The sequence below is a fragment of the Geodermatophilus obscurus genome (assembly GCF_900115395.1).
Lineage (GTDB): Bacteria > Actinomycetota > Actinomycetes > Mycobacteriales > Geodermatophilaceae > Geodermatophilus > Geodermatophilus obscurus_B.
In genome coordinates this window covers 345,381-363,568 of the sequence record NZ_FOWE01000005.1, presented here as the reverse complement: position 1 = coordinate 363,568, position 18,188 = coordinate 345,381, and the positions used below count along the sequence as shown (strand labels likewise).

16 protein-coding genes and 1 riboswitch are annotated in these 18,188 nt (G+C 76.0%); of the genes, 9 read left to right on the top strand and 7 right to left on the bottom strand.

Annotation, left to right across the window (positions count from 1 at the left end; translation table 11 throughout):
• Positions 1-74 precede the first annotated feature (74 nt).
• Positions 75-914 (top strand): helix-turn-helix transcriptional regulator, encoded by an 840-nt coding sequence (locus BM165_RS12345; RefSeq protein WP_075013818.1) that lies wholly within the window; start codon positions 75-77, stop codon positions 912-914.
• Here BM165_RS12345 and BM165_RS12340 read toward each other — a convergent pair.
• From BM165_RS12340 to BM165_RS12330, 3 genes are read right to left on the bottom strand one after another with little or no spacing between them, the layout of a single operon-like run.
• Complete coding sequence (locus BM165_RS12340) at positions 904-1,713, bottom strand: ABC transporter permease (protein WP_075013817.1); 810 nt, start codon at positions 1,711-1,713, stop codon at positions 904-906. The genes BM165_RS12345 and BM165_RS12340 overlap by 11 nt on opposite strands.
• Positions 1,710-2,627 (bottom strand): ABC transporter ATP-binding protein, encoded by a 918-nt coding sequence (locus tag BM165_RS26090; RefSeq protein WP_143108143.1) that lies wholly within the window; start codon positions 2,625-2,627, stop codon positions 1,710-1,712. Before BM165_RS26090 ends, BM165_RS12340 begins: the two co-directional genes overlap by 4 nt.
• Complete coding sequence (locus BM165_RS12330) at positions 2,624-3,724, bottom strand: transcriptional regulator (protein ID WP_075013816.1); 1,101 nt, start codon at positions 3,722-3,724, stop codon at positions 2,624-2,626. Before BM165_RS12330 ends, BM165_RS26090 begins: the two co-directional genes overlap by 4 nt.
• A gap of 142 nt (positions 3,725-3,866) precedes the next feature.
• On the opposite strand from BM165_RS12330, the gene BM165_RS12325 reads away from it, so the two are divergent.
• Entirely contained in the window at positions 3,867-4,508 is a 642-nt protein-coding gene (locus BM165_RS12325; RefSeq protein ID WP_075013815.1) for a hypothetical protein, read from the top strand.
• On the opposite strand, the gene metF is transcribed toward BM165_RS12325, so the two are convergent.
• Positions 4,505-5,437 (bottom strand): methylenetetrahydrofolate reductase [NAD(P)H], encoded by a 933-nt coding sequence (metF, locus tag BM165_RS12320; RefSeq protein ID WP_075013814.1) that lies wholly within the window; start codon positions 5,435-5,437, stop codon positions 4,505-4,507. The genes BM165_RS12325 and metF overlap by 4 nt on opposite strands.
• A 182-nt stretch (positions 5,438-5,619) precedes the next feature.
• Between metF and BM165_RS12315 the strand changes: the two genes are divergently transcribed.
• The 3 genes from BM165_RS12315 to BM165_RS12305 are packed head-to-tail and all read left to right on the top strand — an operon-like array spanning position 5,620 to position 9,145.
• On the top strand, positions 5,620-6,723 hold the full coding sequence (locus BM165_RS12315) for a polyprenyl synthetase family protein (RefSeq protein ID WP_244274188.1): 1,104 nt from the start codon (positions 5,620-5,622) through the stop codon (positions 6,721-6,723).
• 2 nt (positions 6,724-6,725) lie between these two features.
• Positions 6,726-8,213 carry a phytoene desaturase family protein gene (gene crtI, locus BM165_RS12310; protein WP_075013813.1) on the top strand — a complete coding sequence of 496 codons (1,488 nt, stop codon included), beginning with the start codon at positions 6,726-6,728 and terminating at the stop codon, positions 8,211-8,213.
• Complete coding sequence (locus BM165_RS12305) at positions 8,210-9,145, top strand: phytoene/squalene synthase family protein (protein ID WP_075013812.1); 936 nt, start codon at positions 8,210-8,212, stop codon at positions 9,143-9,145. Before crtI ends, BM165_RS12305 begins: the two co-directional genes overlap by 4 nt.
• Before the next feature lie 59 nt (positions 9,146-9,204).
• Here BM165_RS12305 and BM165_RS12300 read toward each other — a convergent pair whose 3' ends face one another.
• Positions 9,205-9,543, bottom strand: coding sequence for an Rv2175c family DNA-binding protein (locus tag BM165_RS12300; RefSeq protein ID WP_244274187.1), 339 nt, complete (start codon positions 9,541-9,543; stop codon positions 9,205-9,207).
• A 52-nt stretch (positions 9,544-9,595) separates the two neighbouring features.
• Positions 9,596-9,679, top strand: a riboswitch (ZMP/ZTP riboswitch).
• Between the two features lie 25 nt (positions 9,680-9,704).
• Between BM165_RS12300 and BM165_RS12295 the strand changes: the two genes are divergently transcribed.
• The 4 genes from BM165_RS12295 to BM165_RS12280 all read left to right on the top strand — a co-directional run bounded on the left by BM165_RS12295 (position 9,705) and on the right by BM165_RS12280 (position 15,734).
• Entirely contained in the window at positions 9,705-11,162 is a 1,458-nt protein-coding gene (locus BM165_RS12295) for a glycine hydroxymethyltransferase (protein ID WP_177225177.1), read from the top strand.
• Between the two features lie 195 nt (positions 11,163-11,357).
• Entirely contained in the window at positions 11,358-13,346 is a 1,989-nt protein-coding gene (gene pknB / locus BM165_RS12290) for a Stk1 family PASTA domain-containing Ser/Thr kinase (RefSeq protein ID WP_075013811.1), read from the top strand.
• Positions 13,343-14,233: a deoxyribonuclease IV gene (locus tag BM165_RS12285; protein WP_075013810.1), complete on the top strand. Its 891-nt coding sequence runs from the start codon at positions 13,343-13,345 to the stop codon at positions 14,231-14,233. Before pknB ends, BM165_RS12285 begins: the two co-directional genes overlap by 4 nt.
• Before the next feature lie 316 nt (positions 14,234-14,549).
• Positions 14,550-15,734 (top strand): S8 family peptidase, encoded by a 1,185-nt coding sequence (locus BM165_RS12280; protein ID WP_075013809.1) that lies wholly within the window; start codon positions 14,550-14,552, stop codon positions 15,732-15,734.
• Positions 15,735-15,788: 54 nt separating this feature from the next.
• On the opposite strand, the gene BM165_RS12275 is transcribed toward BM165_RS12280, so the two are convergent.
• A complete protein-coding gene (locus BM165_RS12275; RefSeq protein WP_075013808.1) occupies positions 15,789-16,829 on the bottom strand; it encodes a threonine aldolase family protein in 1,041 nt (346 codons plus the stop codon).
• A complete protein-coding gene (locus tag BM165_RS12270) occupies positions 16,822-18,159 on the bottom strand; it encodes a class II 3-deoxy-7-phosphoheptulonate synthase (RefSeq protein WP_143108141.1) in 1,338 nt (445 codons plus the stop codon). The genes BM165_RS12275 and BM165_RS12270 overlap by 8 nt, the downstream gene beginning before the upstream one ends.
• Between the last annotated feature and the right edge of the window lie 29 nt (positions 18,160-18,188).

The window sequence follows — 18,188 nt, the reverse complement described above, 5'->3', positions numbered from 1 at the left end:
CGCGCGGCAGAGAGCACCTGTCCGGGGACCGGCGGTCCCTGGATGGGCGGACGCGAGGCGGCGAGGATGGACGCGTGGACCGCCCCCTGCTCGCCGACTTCCTCCGCCGCCGCCGCGAGGCCCTGCAGCCGGCCGACGTCGGCCTGGTCGCCGGTCCGCGCCGGCGGACCAGCGGGCTGCGCCGCGAGGAGGTCGCCGCGCTGGTGGGGATGTCGGCCGACTACTGGACGCGGCTGGAGCAGCAGCGCGGCCCGCAGCCGTCGGAGCAGATGCTGACGGCGATCGCCCGGGCGCTGCGGCTGACCCTCGACGAGCGCGACCACCTGTTCCGGCTCGCCGGCTCCTCCGCGCCGCTGCGGGTGCGCCGCTCGGAGCACGTGGCACCGGCGCTGCAGCGGGTCTTCGACCGGCTGGCCGACACCCCGGCGCTGGTGCTCTCCGACCTCGGCGACACGCTGCTGCAGAACCGGATGGCCACCGCCCTGCTCGGTGACGAGACCCGCCACACCGGCCTGGCCCGCAGCGCCTTCTACCGGTGGTTCACCGACCCCGGCGCCCGCAGCCGGTACCCCGAGCGGGACCACGCCCACCAGAGCCGGCTGCAGGCGGCGGGGCTGCGCGCGGCGCTCAGCGCGGGCGGGACCGACCCCCGGGCGGCGGAGATCGTGCGCCGGCTGCTGGCCGCGAGCCCCGAGTTCGCCGCGGTGTGGGAGCAGCACGAGGTGGCCCGCCGGTTCGACGACGCGAAGACCCTGGTGCACCCGGAGCTCGGCGAGATCGACGTCGACTGCCAGGCGCTGTTCACCGAGAACCAGGCGCAGGTGCTGCTGGTGCTGACCGCGGCGCCGGGCAGCGAGAGCGCCGAGAAGCTCGCGCTGCTGTCGGTGATCGGCGCGCAGTCGTTCAGCTCGTGACGTCCTTGGTGGTGAAGTTGGCCCACGCCGCGGTCAGCAGCACCCCGACGTAGACGCCCTGCAGCGCCAGCCCGCGTACCACGTCGCGCCACAGGACCGGGTCGCGGAACAGGTCGACGAACGCCAGCCAGTAGCGGGTCGGCAGGTAGGGCGCGACCGGTGAGGCGGCGTCGAGGGTGAACAGCAGCGACGACGTCACCAGCACCGCCAGGGCGCCGAGCGCGGCGGCCAGCGGCGAGTCGGTGAGCGTGGAGAAGAACAGCCCGAACGCCGCGACGCCGAGCATCGACACCGCCACGTAGCCGATGGCCAGCAGCGTGCGCCCGGCCAGCTCCTCCTGCGTCAGCGAGGTGCCCGACACCGACGTGCCGCCCACCGGCTGCGCGTCGAACAGCAGCGTGCCGGTGACGAAGCCGACCGCGGCCACCACCACCACGGTCACGACGACGAAGGCCAGCACCGCGACCAGCTTGGCGACCAGCAGCCGCGTGCGGCCGGCGGGGCGGGCCAGCAGGTACCGCAGCGTCCCGGCCTGCGCCTCCCCGGCGACGGCGTCCCCGCTGACCACCGCGACGGCGATCGGCAGGAACAGCGGCAGCACGATCGCCAGCGCCGCCAGCGGGAACAGCGCCCCGTTGGTCAGCACCGCCGACAGGAACGGCGGCCCCTCCCCCGGCCGCGGCGCGAGGTCGGTGAGCCGCAGCAGCACGGCCACCAGCACCGGCAGCGCGTTGAGGACGGCGATCGTCGTCCAGGTCCGTGGCCGGCGGAACATCTTCGACAGCTCGACACCGATCACGCCCGCTCCACCCGGTCGGCGCTGGTGCCCGCCGCGGCGAGCACGACCTCCTCCAGGGTGGGCCGCTGCAGGGCCAGCCCGGTCACCGGCACACCGGCGCCCACCAGCAGCGCGTTGACCTCCGCCGGGTCGGCCCCGCGGACCACCACCCGCTCGCCGGAGGCGGCCAGCACCCGGCCGTCGAGGACCGCGCGCACCCGCCCGGGCTCCGGCGTCTCCACCACGGTCGCGCCGGTGGGGGCGGTCAGGCGGGTCATCTCGTCCTGCAGCACCATGCGGCCGCGGTCGAGCACGCCGACGCGACTGCACAGCTGCTCCACCTCGGCGAGCAGGTGGCTGGAGAGGAACACCGTCGTCCCGCCGCGGTGCAGGTCGAGCAGCAGCTCCCGGACCTCGGCGATGCCCTGCGGGTCGAGCCCGTTGGTCGGCTCGTCGAGGACCAGCAGCTCCGGGCGGCGCATCAGCGCACCGGCCAGGCCCAGGCGCTGCCGCATGCCGAGGGAGTAGGCGCCGACCGGCCGCCGTCCCACCCCGCCCAGGCCCACCTGGTCGAGCACCTCGGCGATCCGCCGCCTCCGGTCCCGGCGCCGGCCGCCGGGCCCGGCGGCGTCGAGCAGCGCCAGGTTCGCGGCGCCGGACAGGTGCCGGTGGTGCGCCGGGCCCTCGACGAGCGCACCCACCCGCGGCAGCACCCGCCGGCCGGCGCGTGGCATCCGCTGGCCGAGCAGCTCCACCTCCCCGCGGGTGGGCAGCACCAGGCCGAGCAGCATCCGCACCGTCGTCGTCTTGCCCGAGCCGTTGGCGCCGAGGAAGCCGTAGACGTCGCCGGCGCCGACGTCGAGGTCGATCCCGTCCACGGCGCGGACCCGGCCGAACTGCTTGACCAGGCCGCGGGTGACGATCACCGAGCTCACGCGGGCGCCCTCCCCAGCACGGCGGCGGCGTCGGCGAGCGCGTCGAGGGTGACGGTCCCGGTGAGCAGGTGCGCGCCGCGGCCCGGCGGCTCGACGAGCACGAGGCCGAGCGGCCCGGCCGCGACCCGGGTACCCCGCTCGTCGGCGACCGCGTCCGGGGCGGCCGCGAGCGCGGCGCGCAGCGCGGAGGCCAGCCGGTGGGGCACCGGCGCCACCACCAGCAGGGTCACCCCGCCGCCGTAGACCCCCACCGCCGCCGGCGCGCCGGCCAGGTCGCGGCGGGGCAGGCCGGCCAGCGTGTCCGGCAACCGCGCCGCGGGCAGCCGGCTGCCGGCCTCGTCGAGCAGCCCGCCGACGTCCCGGCCCTCCCGGACGCGGGCACCCGCCGGCGGGGTGAAGCCGACGACGGCGGCCGGGGGCGGGCTCGGGTCCAGGTCGAGGAAGCGGGTGTCCAGGGCGGGCGCGGAGGCCCCGTCGGCGACCACCTCCACGGCGAGCGGCAGGCCGGTCGCGGCGTCGGCCCACACGTCGACGTGGGCCACAGACGACGCCGCCGCGGCCGGGACCAGCCGCAGACCCAGCGCGTCCCGCCCGGCGACCCGGCGCGCGCCGATGCGCGACAGCTCGTCGTCGGCGGCCTCCGACAGCAGCCGCCGGCCCAGGGCGGCCGGCACCAGGTCCGGCGGGGCGGGCAGCGCGAGCGGCGCCGGCCGCGTCCGCTCGGCGGTGGCCGACTCGTACTCCCACGTCCAGGTGCCGGCCGGGTCGGTGTGCACGCCGGTCTCCCCCGCCGCGGTCAGGACGTCGACCCGTTGCTCGTCCTCGCCGCGCCACCACACCCGCAGCTGCACGCGGTCGCTGAGCAGGTCGGCGACGGCCGGCAGCTGGTCGCTGACCGGCAGGGTGAGCCCGCCGGCCGAGACCGCGTAGCCGGAGAAGCCGACGCCGGCACTGGCGAGGACGGCGTCGCGCAGGTCAGCCGCGGGGACGTCGGCGTCGTCGGCCGGCAGCGCGCCGACGACGGCCGGCAGGGCGCAGAGGACGGCGACCAGCGCGGCGAGGACCGCCCAGCGGCGGGCGCGCCCGTGCCCCGACATGCGCGCCACGCTACGAGCGCCGCGCAACCCGGCCGACCGCGTGCGCGGACGTGCGGGTCCGGGGCCTCCGGCTGCACCCGCGCGCACACCGTCGCCGCCACCGCGGGCGTGCACCGGGCGCGCCGGCGGGTATGCGCACCTCATGGCCCCTCCCCTCAGCGACGCCGTCGTCGTCGACGTCCTGCGCCGGGTCGACCGGCTCACCGGCCCCCTCGTGCAGCGGCTGGGCCGCCCGCCGGAGCTGCCGCCCGCCGAGCGGGACGCCTGGTGGGCCGACCGGGTGTCACGGGTGGCCGCGGCGGCCGGCGGGCTGCCCCGCGTGGCGGGACGGCTGGCCGACCTGCTCCCGCTGCAGAACACCGTCGGCACGGCGGTGCAGTCACTGGTGGTGCTCGGCGTCGCCGGCGAGCACGGGGTGACCGACCCGGCCGAGCGGGTGTCGCTGCTCAGCCGCGTGCTGCTGGCGCGCGACCTGCCCGCCGACCGCGTCCGCCCGCTGCTGGAGCGCGTCCGCGGCAGCTACGTCGAGACGGCGTTCGGCGCGCGCGAGGAGCGGACCGGCCTGGCCGGGGCGGCGCGCACCGTGTGGCGCGCCGCGCAGCTGCTCGGCCGGATCGACGACGCGCTCGACGCCCGTCCCAAGGGCCGCCTGGGTGCCCGGCTGGTGTCCCAGCTGCCCGTCGTCGGGGTCCTCGGGGGCTACGCCGCCGAGCGGGAGGCGCTGCGCCGGGCCGCCCGGATGACCGCCGAGCTGCTCGAGCCCGGCCACCGCGTCAGCGTCTAGGGGGTCGCGGCCAGGGTCGAGGGCACCGACATCCCGGTGGCCGCGTCGGTGAGGTTGGCGTAGACCTCGCGCGTCGCCGTCGACCGGTTCATGGTGATGAAGTGGATGCCGGGCACGCCCTCGTCGAGCAGCCGCCGGCACATCGCCGTCGCCACCTCGACGCCGTAGGCGCGCACCGCCGCCTTGTCCTCGGGTGAGTCACCGTCGAGCTCGGCGAAGCGGGCGGCCAGGTCCTCCGGGAACGCCTGCCCCGACAGCTGCACGATGCGGGTGATCTGCCGGGCGTTGGTCACCGGCATGACCCCGGCGATCACCGGGACGTCGCAGCCGCGGGCGGCCACCCGGTCGCGCAGCCGCAGGTAGTCCTCGACGCGGAAGAACATCTGGGTGATCGCGAAGTCCGCGCCGGCGCGGCACTTGCGCACGAACATCTCGACGTCGCTGTCGAAGTCCGGCGAGCGCGGGTGCCGCTCGGGGAACGCGGCGACGCCGACCGAGAAGTCGCCCATCGAGCGGATCAGCTCGACCAGCTCGGAGGCGTAGCGCAGGCCCTGCGGGTGGGCCACCCAGTCCGCCTGGGGGTCGGCGCCGGGCGGGTCGCCGCGCAGCGCCAGCAGGTTGCGCACACCCGCGGCGGCCAGCCGGCTGACGACGTGCCGCAGCTCGGCGACCGAGTGGTCGACCGCGGTCAGGTGCGCCAGCGGGGTCATCGTCGTCTCGGCGGCGATCCGCTCGGTGACGGCGACCGTGCCCTCCCGGGTCGAGCCGCCGGCGCCGTAGGTCACCGACACGAACGACGGCCGCAGCGACTCCAGCCGGCGCAGCGCGGTCCACAGCTGGGCCTCACCCTCGGGCGTCTTGGCCGGGAAGAACTCGAACGACCACGTCGGCCGGGACGAGGTGAGCAGTTCACGGACGCTGGCGGTCACGGGGACCGAGGGTACGTCTGCATCCGGCCGCGCGTTCCCGCCGGAAGGGTTCCGGAGAGCACCGGCCGAGCGGCAGGAGACAGCCCGTGAACAGGTCCCACCGGCCCCTGAACGGGACGCGCACGACTCCATGGGGCGATACTGGCCGCGTGATCACCGGCGCGGCGGAGCAACGAGGGTCCGTGGTCCGTCAGCTGCCGCCCTCCCTGGCGGCCGCCGACCTGGGCCGCATCCGGGGCGCGGTGTCGGCCGCACTGACCGGGTTCCTCGAGGAGCAGCGCACCACGCTGTCCGGGATGGACCCCTCGCTCACGCCGGTCGTCGACGAGGTCTGCGCGCTGGCCGACGGCGGCAAGCGGCTGCGCCCGGCCTTCGCCTACTGGGGCTGGCGCGGGGTCGCCGAGGACGTCTCCGGTCCGGCCGAGGACGACGCCGCAGTGCTGCGGGCGGTCGCCGCGCTGGAGTTCGTGCACGCCAGCGCGCTGGTCCACGACGACGTCATGGACGGCGCCCTCACCCGCCGCGGCCGCCCCGCCACGCACGTCGGCTTCGCCACCCGCCACGGCGACGGCGGCCTGTCCGGCGACGGCGACGCCTTCGGCGTGGGCGCGGCGATCCTCGTCGGCGACCTCGCGCTGGTCTGGTCCGACGAGCTGCTGCGCCGCTCGGGCATCTCCGGCCCGGCGCTGGCCCGCGCCCGCTCCGTGTGGGACACCATGCGCACCGAGGTCACCGCCGGGCAATACCTCGACCTGCTGCGCGCCGCCGGCGGCCTGCCGGGCGCGCAGGGCGCGCTCACCGTCGCCCGGTACAAGAGCGCCGGCTACACCGTGCAGCGCCCGCTGCAGCTCGGTGCCGCGCTCGCCGGCGCCGGCCCGCGCGCCGCCGACGTCTACACCGCCATCGGCCTGCCGCTGGGCGAGGCGTTCCAGCTGCGCGACGACGTCCTCGGCGTGTTCGGCGACCCCGCCGTCACCGGCAAGTCCGCCGACGACGACCTGCGCGAGGGCAAGCAGACCCTGCTGGTCGCCCTGGCCGAGGAGGCCGCCGACGACGCCGGCCGCCGGCTGCTGCGCGAGTCCCTCGGCGACCCCGACGCCGGCGAGGAGCAGTTCGCCGCCCTGCGGGCGCTGATCGAGGGCACCGGCGCCCGCGCCCGGGTCGAGGAGCGGATCGCCGAGAGCACCGCCACCGCGCGCGCCGCGATCGCCGACGCCCCGATCGCCCAGGAGGCCCGCGCCGCTCTCGACGCGCTCGCCGTCGCCGCGACCACGCGGACCGCCTGACCGTGCGCACCGTCCCCGGGGCGACCGACCGGGTCGTCGTGATCGGCGCGGGCCTGGCCGGGCTGGCCACGGCGCTGCGGCTGCGTGGCGCCGGCCGCGAGGTGACGGTCGTCGAGCGCGGGCCCGGCCCGGGCGGCCGCGCCGGCGTCCTCGAGCGCGACGGCTACGTCCTCGACACCGGGCCCTCGGTGTTCACCGCTCCGGAGCTGGTGGCCGACACGCTGGCCGCCGTCGGCGAGCGGCTGGAGGACCGCCTCGAGCTGGTGCCCCTGGAGACCACCTACCGCGCGCAGTTCGCCGACGGCTCCCACCTCGACGTGCACGCCGACGTCGACGCCTTCGCCGCCGGGGTCGAGGCCCTGGCCGGCCCGGCCGAGGCCGCCGCGCTGCGCCGCTACCTCGCCGACCTCGCCGAGCTGTACCGGCTGCAGCTGCGCACTTTCATCGACCGCAACCTCGACACCCCGCTGGACCTGCTCGGCCCGGAGCTGTGGGCGCTGGCCCGCCGCGGCGGCTTCGGGCGGCTGTCGAGCCACGTCGCCCGCTTCTTCGACGACGACCGGCTCCGGCGGCTGTTCAGCTTCCAGGCGCTCTACGCCGGCGTCTCGCCGTTCCGCGCGATCGCCGCCTACGCCGTCATCGCCCAGCTCGACATCGGCGCCGGCGTGTGGCACCCGGTCGGCGGGATCGGTGCGGTGCCGCGGGCGATGGCGGCCGCCGCGGCCGACGCTGGCGTCGTGTTCCGGTACGGCGCGACCGTCGAGCAGCTCGACGTCCGCGGCCGGCGGGTCACCGGCGTGTGCCTCGAGGGCGGGGAGCGGCTGCCCGCCGACGCCGTCGTCGTGACCACCGACGTCCCCGAGAGACTGGTCCCCGGGTTCTCCCGCCGCCGCCCCACCTACTCCCCCAGCTGCGTCACGCTGCACCTCGGCGTGCGCGACGAGCTGCCCGGCCAGGCGCACCACACGATCAGCTTCGGCGCGGCCTGGCAGCAGGTGTTCGACGAGCTGACCCGCGACGGCCGGCCGATGAGCGACCCGAGCCTGCTCGTGAGCATGCCCTCGCGCACCGACCGCTCGCTGGCACCCGACGGCGGGCAGGTGCTCAGCGTCGTCGCGCCGGCGCCGAACCTCGACCCGCACAGCGGCGGGAACCCGCACATCGACTGGGACGCCCTCACCCCGCGCTACCGCGAGGAGGTGCTGGGCACCCTGGAGGCCCGCGGCTGGACGGGCCTCTCCGACGCGATCGAGGTGGAGCACGTGGACACCCCGCTGACCTGGGCCCGGCAGGGCATGGCGGCCGGCACGCCGTTCGCGCTGGCCCACACCTTCGGCCAGACCGGCCCGTTCCGGACGCCGACCCTGCCCCGCCGCGGCCCCGAGAACGTGGTCCTGGCCGGCTCGTCGGTGCAGCCCGGCGTCGGCGTGCCGATGGTGGTCATCAGCGGCCGGCTCGCCGCCGAGCGGATCACGGGGCCGGTCCGGTGACGGCGACCGAGCGGCCGCTGTCGACGGCGGAGCGGCAGGAACGGCTCGACGCCGCCTACCGGTTCTGCGCGGCGGTCAACGCCGAGCACGGCAAGAGCTACCACCTCGCCACCCGGCTGCTCACCGCCGACCGGCGCCCGGCGGTCCACGCCCTCTACGCCGCAGCCCGCACCGCCGACGACCTCGTCGACCACCCCGGCGCCGACCCGGAGGGCGACCTCGCCGACTGGTCGCGCGCGCTGCTGGCCGAGCTCGAGGCAGGCTGGTCCGACGACCCGGTGCGGCTGGCCACGGTGAACACCTACCGCCGGTACGCGATCCCGGTCGAGCACCTCGTCGACTTCCTCGCCGCGATGACCAGCGACCTCACGGTCACCGGCTACGCCGACATGGCGGCGGTGGACCGGTACATGTGGGGCTCGGCGTCGGTGATCGGCCTGCAGGTGCTGCCCGTGCTGGGCACCGCGCCCGGCGTCACCCGCGAGGAGGCCGCGCCGCACGCGATCGCCCTGGGCGAGGCCTTCCAGCTGACCAACTTCCTGCGCGACGTCGCCGAGGACGCCGACCGCGGGCGGGTCTACCTGCCCGCCGACGTCATGGCCGCGCACGGGGTGACCCGCGAGCAGATCGCGGCCAAGCGGTACGACGCCCGCTTCCGCGCACTCATGCAGGAGATGGTCGCGATCGTGCGCCGCCGCTACGACGACGCCGCTCCGGGGACGCCGATGCTCGCCGCGGAGTCCCGCGACTGCGTGCGCGCGGCCACCGCGCTCTACGGCGGCATCCTCACCGAGATCGAGCGCGCCGACTTCCGCGTCCTCGACCGCCGGGTGACGGTGTCCAAGCCGCGCCGGCTCGGGATCTTCGCCCGCCGCCTCGCGAGCGCCCAGACCGTCCGCCTCCGCCAGCGCGCCGGGTCCCGCCAGGCATAGGAAGCGGTACGCACGTATCCGGCGTCGACACGTGCGCATCGCTTCCTGTGCCTGATGGATCAGAAGGCGAGGGCCTGGGCGCGCCTCGTGACCTCGGTGTGCCGGTCGTCGCGCAGGGCCTGCACCGGCGTCCCCGGCAGCGACTCGTCGTGCCGGAACAGCCAGTCGAACACCTCGACGTCGGTGTAGCCGCCGTCCTTGAGGACGGTGATCAGCCCGGGCAGGTGCCGCAGGACCGCGCCCTCCTGGAGGAAGTCGGCCGGGATGCGGCTGTTGCCGCTGCCGGGGACGGCCATCAGCCGGTCCTCGCGGATGAGCTGCCGGACCTTGTTCGGCGAGACACCGAGTGCGGCGGCGACCTCGGCGGGGGTCAGCGTCTCCATCTCGTCGGTCTGCACGCATCGAGCCTAGGACGGACCGGGGCCGGGTCGCCGTCGCGGGCTAGGATCGACGGTGGGCCGTGACTGGCGCATCGAGGTGGGGCACCACCGGGGAGCGGCCTGCACTCCCCCGCCGGGCGCCTGGGCACCGCTGACGCCGACACCCGCCAGGAGCCCCCATGAGCGACGTGACCCCCGCCTTCGACGCCTCCGCCGCGTCCACCGCCTACCGCAGCGCGCTGTCGGTCATCGCCGAGGTCGAGCCGCGCGTCGCCGACGCGATCGGCGCCGAGCTGGCCGACCAGCGCGCCTCGCTGAAGCTGATCGCCAGCGAGAACTACGCCTCCCCCGCCGTGCTGCTCACCATGGGGAACTGGCTCTCCGACAAGTACGCCGAGGGCACGGTCGGCCACCGCTTCTACGCCGGCTGCCAGAACGTCGACACCGTCGAGGCGCTGGCCGCCGAGCACGCCCGCGAGCTGTTCGGCGCCCCGCACGCCTACGTCCAGCCGCACTCGGGCATCGACGCGAACCTGGTCGCCTTCTGGGCCGTGCTGGCCCAGCGCATCGAGTCCCCCGCACTCGAGCGGGCTGGCGTCCGGCACGTCAACGACCTCACCGACGAGGACTGGGCCACCCTGCGGCACGCCCTCGGCGACCAGCGGATGCTCGGCATGAGCCTCGACGCCGGCGGCCACCTCACCCACGGCTTCCGGCCGAACATCAGCGGCAAGATGTTCGCCCAGTCCTCCTACGGCACCGACCCGGGCACCGGGCTGCTGGACTACGACGCCGTCGCCGCCCGCGCCCGCGAGTTCCGCCCGCTGGTGCTCATGGCCGGCTACTCCGCCTACCCGCGGAAGGTCGACTTCGCGCGGATGCGGGAGATCGCCGACGAGGTGGGCGCCACGCTGATCGTCGACATGAGCCACTTCGCCGGCCTGGTCGCCGGGAAGGTGTTCACCGGCGACTTCGACCCGGTGCCGCACTCGCACGTCGTCACCAGCACCAGCCACAAGTCGCTGCGCGGCCCGCGCGGCGGGTTCGTGCTCAGCCAGCCCGAGTACGCCGACGCCGTCGACCGCGGCTGCCCGATGGTGCTCGGCGGGCCGCTGCCGCACGTCATGGCCGCCAAGGCGGTCGCCTTCGCCGAGGCCCGCCGCCCGCAGTTCGCCACGTACGCGCAGGCCGTCGTCGACAACGCCGTCTCCCTCGCCGAGGGGCTGGCCCGCCGCGGCGCGACCCTGGTCACCGGCGGCACCGAGAACCACATCGTGCTGCTCGACGTCTCCGGCTTCGGGCTCACCGGCCGGCAGGCGGAGTCCGCGCTGCTCGACGCCGGCATCGTCACCAACCGCAACTCGGTCCCGGCCGACCCCAACGGGGCCTGGTACACCTCCGGCGTCCGGCTGGGCACCCCCGCGCTGACCACCCGCGGGTTCGGCGCGGCGGAGTTCGACCGCACCGCCGAGCTCATCGTGGAGGTCCTGTCGAACACCTCCCCGGCCGCGACGAAGGACGGGTCGCCGTCCCGGGCGAAGTACGTCGTCGACGCCGGCCTGGCCGACAAGACCCGCGCGGCCGCCGCCGAGCTGGTCGCCGCCCACCCGCTCTACCCGGGCCTCGAGCTCTCCTGAGCGTGCCCCGCGACGATCAGGTGACCTGATAGTCGGGCGTCCTCCCGCACGTCCCACCGTGAGGGAGGACGCCGCACGATCAGGGACCCTGATCCCGGCCGTCCTCCTGTGGTCGGTGTGACGGCTGGGTGCTGCGGGCGGCGCGACTGCGTGTGTGACCGCCGCTCCCGCGCCGCCCGCTCCTAGACTCGCAGCGTGGACACCGCCGTGACCGACCCCGTGGTCGGCCTGGTCCTCGAGGGGCGCTACCGCCTCGAGGAGCGCCTCGCGCGCGGCGGCATGTCCACCGTCTACGCCGCGACCGACCTGCGGCTGCACCGCACCGTCGCCGTCAAGGTCATGGCCGAGCACCTGGCGCACGACCCGACGTTCGTCGACCGGTTCACCCGGGAGGCGCGCGCCGCGGCGATGCTCAGCCACCCGAACGTCGTGTCGGTCAGCGACCAGGGCAGCGACCAGGGCCTGGTGTTCCTCGTCATGGAGCTCGTCCGCGGCCGCACGCTGCGCGACCTGCTGCAGGCCCGCGGCCGGCTCACCGTGGGCGAGGCGTTCGCCGTCCTGGAGCCGGTGCTCGCCGGCCTGACCGCCGCGCACCGCGCCGGGATCGTCCACCGCGACGTCAAGCCCGAGAACGTGCTCATCGGCCACGACGGCACGGTGAAGGTCGCCGACTTCGGCCTCGCCCGCGCGCTCACCGGCACCGGGCAGACCAGCCACACCGGCGGCGTGCTCATCGGCACGGTCGCCTACCTCTCTCCCGAGCAGCTCGAGCGCGGCCGCGCCGACGCCCGCAGCGACGTCTACGCCGCCGGGCTGGTGCTGTTCGAGATGCTCACCGGCCACCCGCCCTACGGCGGCGACACCCCGCTGGCGGTGGCCTACCAGCACGTGCACCACGACGTGCCGCTGCCTTCGTCGGAGGTGCCGGCCGTCCCGTGGCAGGTCGACGAGCTGGTCAAGCGCACGACCCGCCGCGAGCCCGCCGTCCGGCCGCTGGACGCCGGGGCGTTCCTGGCCGACCTCGAGGACGTGCGCAGCGACCTCGGCCTGGCCCGCGTGCCGGTGCCCACCGGCCGCAGCTCCGCGGGACCGGCCACCATCCGCCCGACCAACCGGCCACCCCGGCAGCGGCACCCCAGCGACCCGGGACCGGGCGGGCCCGGCACCGAGGTGCTCGCGCCGGGACGCTCCTCCCGCGGCGGGCGCACCAGCATGCTGCCCGGCATGGGCGCCGGCCCCACCACCGACGTGGCGGGCCGCCGGCCGGCCCCGGCCGGGCGTCCGGGGCCGGCCCCGCACCTGCGCCGCCGCCGCGCGCGGCTGGCGCTGGCCGTCGTGCTGCTGCTCGCCGTCACCGTGGGCGCCGTCGGCTGGTGGATGGGCTCGGGACGCTGGACGCAGGTGCCCGAGCTCGCCGGCAGCGACCGCGACGCCGCCGTCGACCTGCTGCAGGGTGCCGACCTCGACCCGGTCTTCGGCGAGGAGCAGTGGAGCGAGTCCGTGCCCGAGGGCGCGGTCATCTCCGCCGACCCCTCCGGCGGCGAGGTGATCCGCGGCACCGACGTCGAGCTGGTCGTGTCCAAGGGGCCCGAGCGGTTCGCGGTCGACGCCGGGCTGGTCGGTCAGCCGGAGGAGGCGGTGCGCGAGGCGCTCGGGAGGATCCCGGTGGTCCTCGCCGAGGAGGAGGTCTACGACGAGCAGGTGCCGGCCGGTTCGGTCACCCGCTTCGACCCCGCGCCGGGCACCGAGCTGCGCCGCGAGCAGACGGTCACCCTCTACGTCAGCCTGGGCCGGGCGCCGGTCGAGGTGCCCGACGTCGTCGGCCAGTCCGCCGACGCCGCCCAGGGCAACCTCGAGGCGCTGGGCTTCACCGTCGTCCGCACCGAGGGCCGCAGCGCCGAGGTCGACCGGGACCAGGTCATGGCGGTCGACCCCGCACCGGGCGTCGAGGCCCCCTACGGCTCGGAGTTGACCATCCAGGTGTCGATCGGCCTGCCGCAGGTCGCCGTGCCCGACGTCACCGGTATGAGCGAGCAGGAGGCCGTCGCGGCGCTCGACGCCGCCGGCCTGACCCACAGCACCTCGACGTTCATCACCGGCGACAAGGTGTACCGGCAGAACCCGGCGCCGGGCACCGTCGTCGACGTGCGCACCGAGGTCAGCCTGCTGCTGAGCTTCGGGTGACCCGGGCGTCGACCCCGGTCGGCGCGCACGTCCTGGTCGGCGGCGGCCTGGCCACCGACGGGCTGCGCAACGCCGACGACGTCGGTGCGGAGGCCGTGCAGGTGTTCGTCGGCAACCCGCGCGGCTGGCGGCGCAGCGCCGGCGATCCCGCGCAGGACGCCGCCTTCGTCGAGGGTCTGGCCGAGCGCGGCGTGCCTCTGTTCGTGCACACGCCGTTCCTGGTCAACGTCGGCTCCCCGACGCAGGCGACCGTCGACCGCTCCATCGAGGTGATCGCCGCCGACCTCGCCCGCGGGGCGCAGCTCGGTGCCCGCGGGGTCGTCGTCCACGCGGGCTCGGCGGTCGACGAGGACCGCTACGAGGCGGCGCTGCGGCAGCTGCGCGAGCGGCTGCTGCCGGTGCTCGACGCGCTGCCCGACGACGGCCCGCGGCTGCTGGTCGAGCCGACGGCGGGCGGCGGCCGGTCGTTGGCGGCGACCGTGGAGGACCTCGGCCCGTACCTGGCCGCGCTGGACGGGCACCCGATGGTGGGCGTCTGCCTGGACACCTGCCACGCGTGGGCGGCCGGGCACGACCTGGCCACCCCGGGCGGGACGGCGGCCACGCTCGACGCCCTCGAGGCCGCCGTCGGCCCCGGCCGGCTCGGGCTGGTGCACGCCAACGACTCGCTGGACGGGCGCGGATCCCGGCGTGACCGACACGCCACGATCGGCGAGGGGTCGATCGGGCTGCCCGCGTTCGCCGAGCTCGTGCGGCACCCGGCGGTGGCGGGCGTGCCGGTCGTCGTCGAGACGCCGAGCGCCGACCGCGGCCACGCCCGCGACATCGCCCTGCTGAGCGCCCTGCGCGACGGGCGCCCGGTCCCGGAGGCGGCCTCCGCCGCCTGAGCGGCGGCCCGGGTCACCTCCCCTCCCCGTCGAGATCGCGCGATCTCGACCGTCAACGGGCCCTGGAGCGCCGAGATCACGCGATCTCGACGGTCAACGGGCCCTGGAGCGCCGAGATCACGCGATCTCGACGAGGGGAGCCCGACGAGGCGAGCCCGACGAGGCGAGCCGACCCGGGACGTCGGCACGCCCGGGGACCAGGACACGCCGGACTCACGCTGCGAGTTCGTTGCCTCACTTGCGGTGAACTCCGGCACCGCGTTGGCTCGCATCACCTCGCGGTCGCCCGGCCGCGGAGCCTCCCGAGGAGCCGTCCTTGCCCACTCGTCGCACCCTGGCCGCCGGCGTCGTCGCCGCCCTGGCCACCGCCGGACTCGGCGTCACCGCCGGCCCCGCGGCGGCCGCACCGCCCGACGGCGGCCCGCGCGCCACCTACGTCGTCACCGTCGACAGCTCCGCCCTCCCCGCCCAGGCGGCCGAGCGGGCCCGCGGCCTCGGCGGGCGGATCGACCACGTCTACACCGCGGCGCTGACCGGCTTCGCCGTGACGCTGCCGGAGGCGGCCGCTGCGCGGCTGTCGGGCCTCCCGGGCGTGGTCTCCGTCGAGCGCGACCAGGTCGTCACGGCCGACGCCGTGCAGCCCGACGCGCCGTGGGGCCTCGACCGCACCGACCAGCGCGACCTGCCGCTGGACACCTCCTACGGCTACACCACGACCGGGTCCGGGGTCACCGCCTACGTCATCGACACCGGCATCAACCACGGGCACAGCGACTTCGGCGGCCGCGCCGTGTCCGGCTTCGACGCCGTCGACGGCGGCTCGGCCGACGACTGCAACGGCCACGGCACGCACGTCGCGGGCACCGTCGGCGGGGCGACGCACGGCGTCGCCAAGGGCGTGCGGCTGGTCGGCGTGCGGGTGCTCGGCTGCGACGGCAGCGGCACCACCGCGGGCGTCGTCGCCGGGATCGACTGGGTCACGGCCGACCACCCGGCCGGCGCACCCGCGGTGGCGAACATGAGCCTCGGCGGCGGCGCGAGCACCGCGATCAACACCGCGGTGCGCAACTCCATCGCCGACGGCGTCACCTACGCGGTCGCGGCCGGCAACGGCAACTCCTCCGGCGTGGCGCAGAACGCCTGCTCCTCCTACTCCCCCGCCCGCGTCACGGCGGCGCTGACCGTCGGCGCGACCGACCGCACCGACACGGCGGCGTCGTTCAGCAACTACGGCTCCTGCGTCGACCTGTTCGCCCCGGGCGTCGCGATCACCAGCGCCTGGCACACCGGTCCGACCACGACCGCCACGATCAGCGGGACGTCGATGGCCACGCCGCACGTCGCCGGCGTCGCCGCGCGGTACCTGCAGGGCGCCCCGTCCGCCTCACCGGCCACGGTCGCCGGGGCGGTCACGGCCGCCGCGACGACGAACCACGTGACGATGTCGCGGACCGCCGCGCGGGCCGGCACCCCGAACCGGCTGCTGTTCGGCGCCTCCTGACCTCGGGCACGACGACGGCCGCCGTCCCGCACCGGGGCGGCGGCCGTCGTGGTGTCAGCGGTCGAGCAGCGGGGCGAGGACGTCGGCGGCGCGGTCGACGCCGGCGTGGTCGACGTCGAGGTGCGTGACCAGCCGGATGCGACGCCGGCTCACCTGCGACACCAGCACGCCCTGCGCCTTCGCGGCCTCGGCGACCAGCGGGGCCGCGACGTCGTCCAGCACGACCATGTTGGTCTCGACCGACGCCGGGTCGACCCCGAGCCGCTTGGCCAGCAGCTGGGCGTGCTCGTGGTCCTCGCCGAGTCGCGGCAGGTGGGAGTCGAGGGCGTAGGTGCAGGCCGCGGCGAGGACGCCGACCTGCCGCATGCCGCCGCCGAGCCGCTTGCGCCACAGGCGTGCGGCCGCGATCCGCTCCGCCGACGCCACCAGCACCGAGCCGACCGGCGTCCCGAGGCCCTTGGAGAAGCAGACCGACGCCGTGTCGGCGAGCCGGCCGTACTCCGCCAGGGCCACCCCGGAGGCCACGGACGCGTTCCAGATCCGGGCGCCGTCGAGGTGGACGGCGACGCCGGCGTCCCGGGACCAGGCGAACAGCCGCTCGAGCTCACCCAGCGGCTGCACGCGCCCGCCGCCGCGGTTGTGCGTGTTCTCCACGGCGACGGCGGCGGTGGCGGTCAGGTGCCAGTCCCCGCGCGGGCGCACCTGCGCGATCAGCGCGCCGGCGTCGAGCAGGCCGCCGTCGCTGACGACGGTGCGCGTCGAGATGCCGAAGACCGCGGCCGCGGCACCCATCTCGTAGGTGACCACGTGCGCGTCGGCGTCGCAGAGCACCTCCTGGCCGGGCTCGCAGACCAGCCGCATGCCGATCTGGTTGCCCATGGTCCCGGAGGGCACGAACAACGCCGCCTCGTGGCCGAAGAGGTCCGCGACCCGCTCCTCCAGCGCCCGGACCGCCGGGTCCTCGCCGTAGACGTCGTCGCCGACCTCGGCCTCGGCCATCGCCCGGCGCATGCCGGGCGTGGGGCGGGTGACGGTGTCCGAGCGGAGGTCGACGACGGCGGGGTGGGTGGGGGCAGCCAGGGAGGACTCAGCCACGCAGCATCTCCGCCACGAGGAACGCCAGCTCCAGCGACTGGCCGGTGTTCAGCCGCGGGTCGCAGGCAGTCTCGTACCGGCTGTTGAGGTCCTCGTCGCTGATGTCCATGGCCCCGCCGAGGCACTCGGTGACGTCCTCACCGGTGAGCTCGACGTGGATGCCGCCGGGCCAGGTGCCCAGCGACCGGTGGACGTCGAAGAAGCCGAGGACCTCGTCGACGATCCGGTCGAAGTGCCGGGTCTTGTAGCCGGTCGAGGACTCGTGGGTGTTGCCGTGCATCGGGTCGCACTGCCACACGACCTGGTGGCCGCTGGCGGTGACCTTCTCCACGATCGGCGGCAGCGCGTCGCGGATCTTCCCGTTGCCCATGCGGCTGATCAGCGTGAGCCGGCCGGGGACGCCGTCGGGGTCGAGCCGCTCGACGAGCTCGGTGGCCTGCTCGGGCGTCGTCGTCGGCCCGATCTTGACGCCGATCGGGTTGGCGACCCGCGACATGAACTCCACGTGCGCGCCGTCGAGCTGGCGCGTGCGCTCGCCGATCCACACGAAGTGGGCCGAGGAGGCGTAGGGCCGCCCCTCGTGCACCCGCAGCAGCGCGGCCTCGTAGTCGAGGACCAGCGCCTCGTGGCTGTTGTAGAGCTCGACCCCGCGCAGCGCCGTGTCGTCGACCCCGCAGGCCCGCATGAACGCCAGCGCCCGGTCGATCTCGCGGGCGATGACCTCGTAGCGGACCCCGGCCGGGGAGCTGGCGACGAAGTCGCGGTTCCAGTCGTGCACGGCGTGCAGGTCGGCCAGCCCGCCCCGGGCGTAGGCGCGGATCATGTTCATCGCCGCCGCGGAGTTCGCGTAGGCGCGCACCAGCCGGTTCGGGTCGTGGATCCGCTTCTCGAGCACCGGCTCCAGGGAGTTGATCATGTCCCCGCGGTAGGAGGGCAGGCCGAGGGCGTCGGTGTCCGACGAGCGCGGCTTGGCGTACTGCCCGGCCACCCGGCCGACCTTCACCACCGGCACGCTGGCGCCGTAGGTGAGCACCACGGCCATCTGCAGCAGCGTGCGGGTGGTGCTCTGCAGGTGTGCGTCGGTGTTGAGGTCGAAGGTCTCGGCGCAGTCCCCGCCCTGCAGCAGGAACGCCCGGCCCTGCGCGACCTCGGCCAGCCGGCCGCGCAGCTCGTCGACCTCGCTGGGCGCCACGATCGGCGGCACCGTGGCCAGGGTGGTGAGGACGGACTCCAGCGCACCCCGGTCGGGCCAGCTCGGCTGCTGGGCGGCGGGGAGCTCCCGCCACCGGTCGAGACCGGGGGCCAGCTGGGCGGACTCGAGCAGGTTCACGCCCCGAGGGTACGGCCGCCCGGCCGACG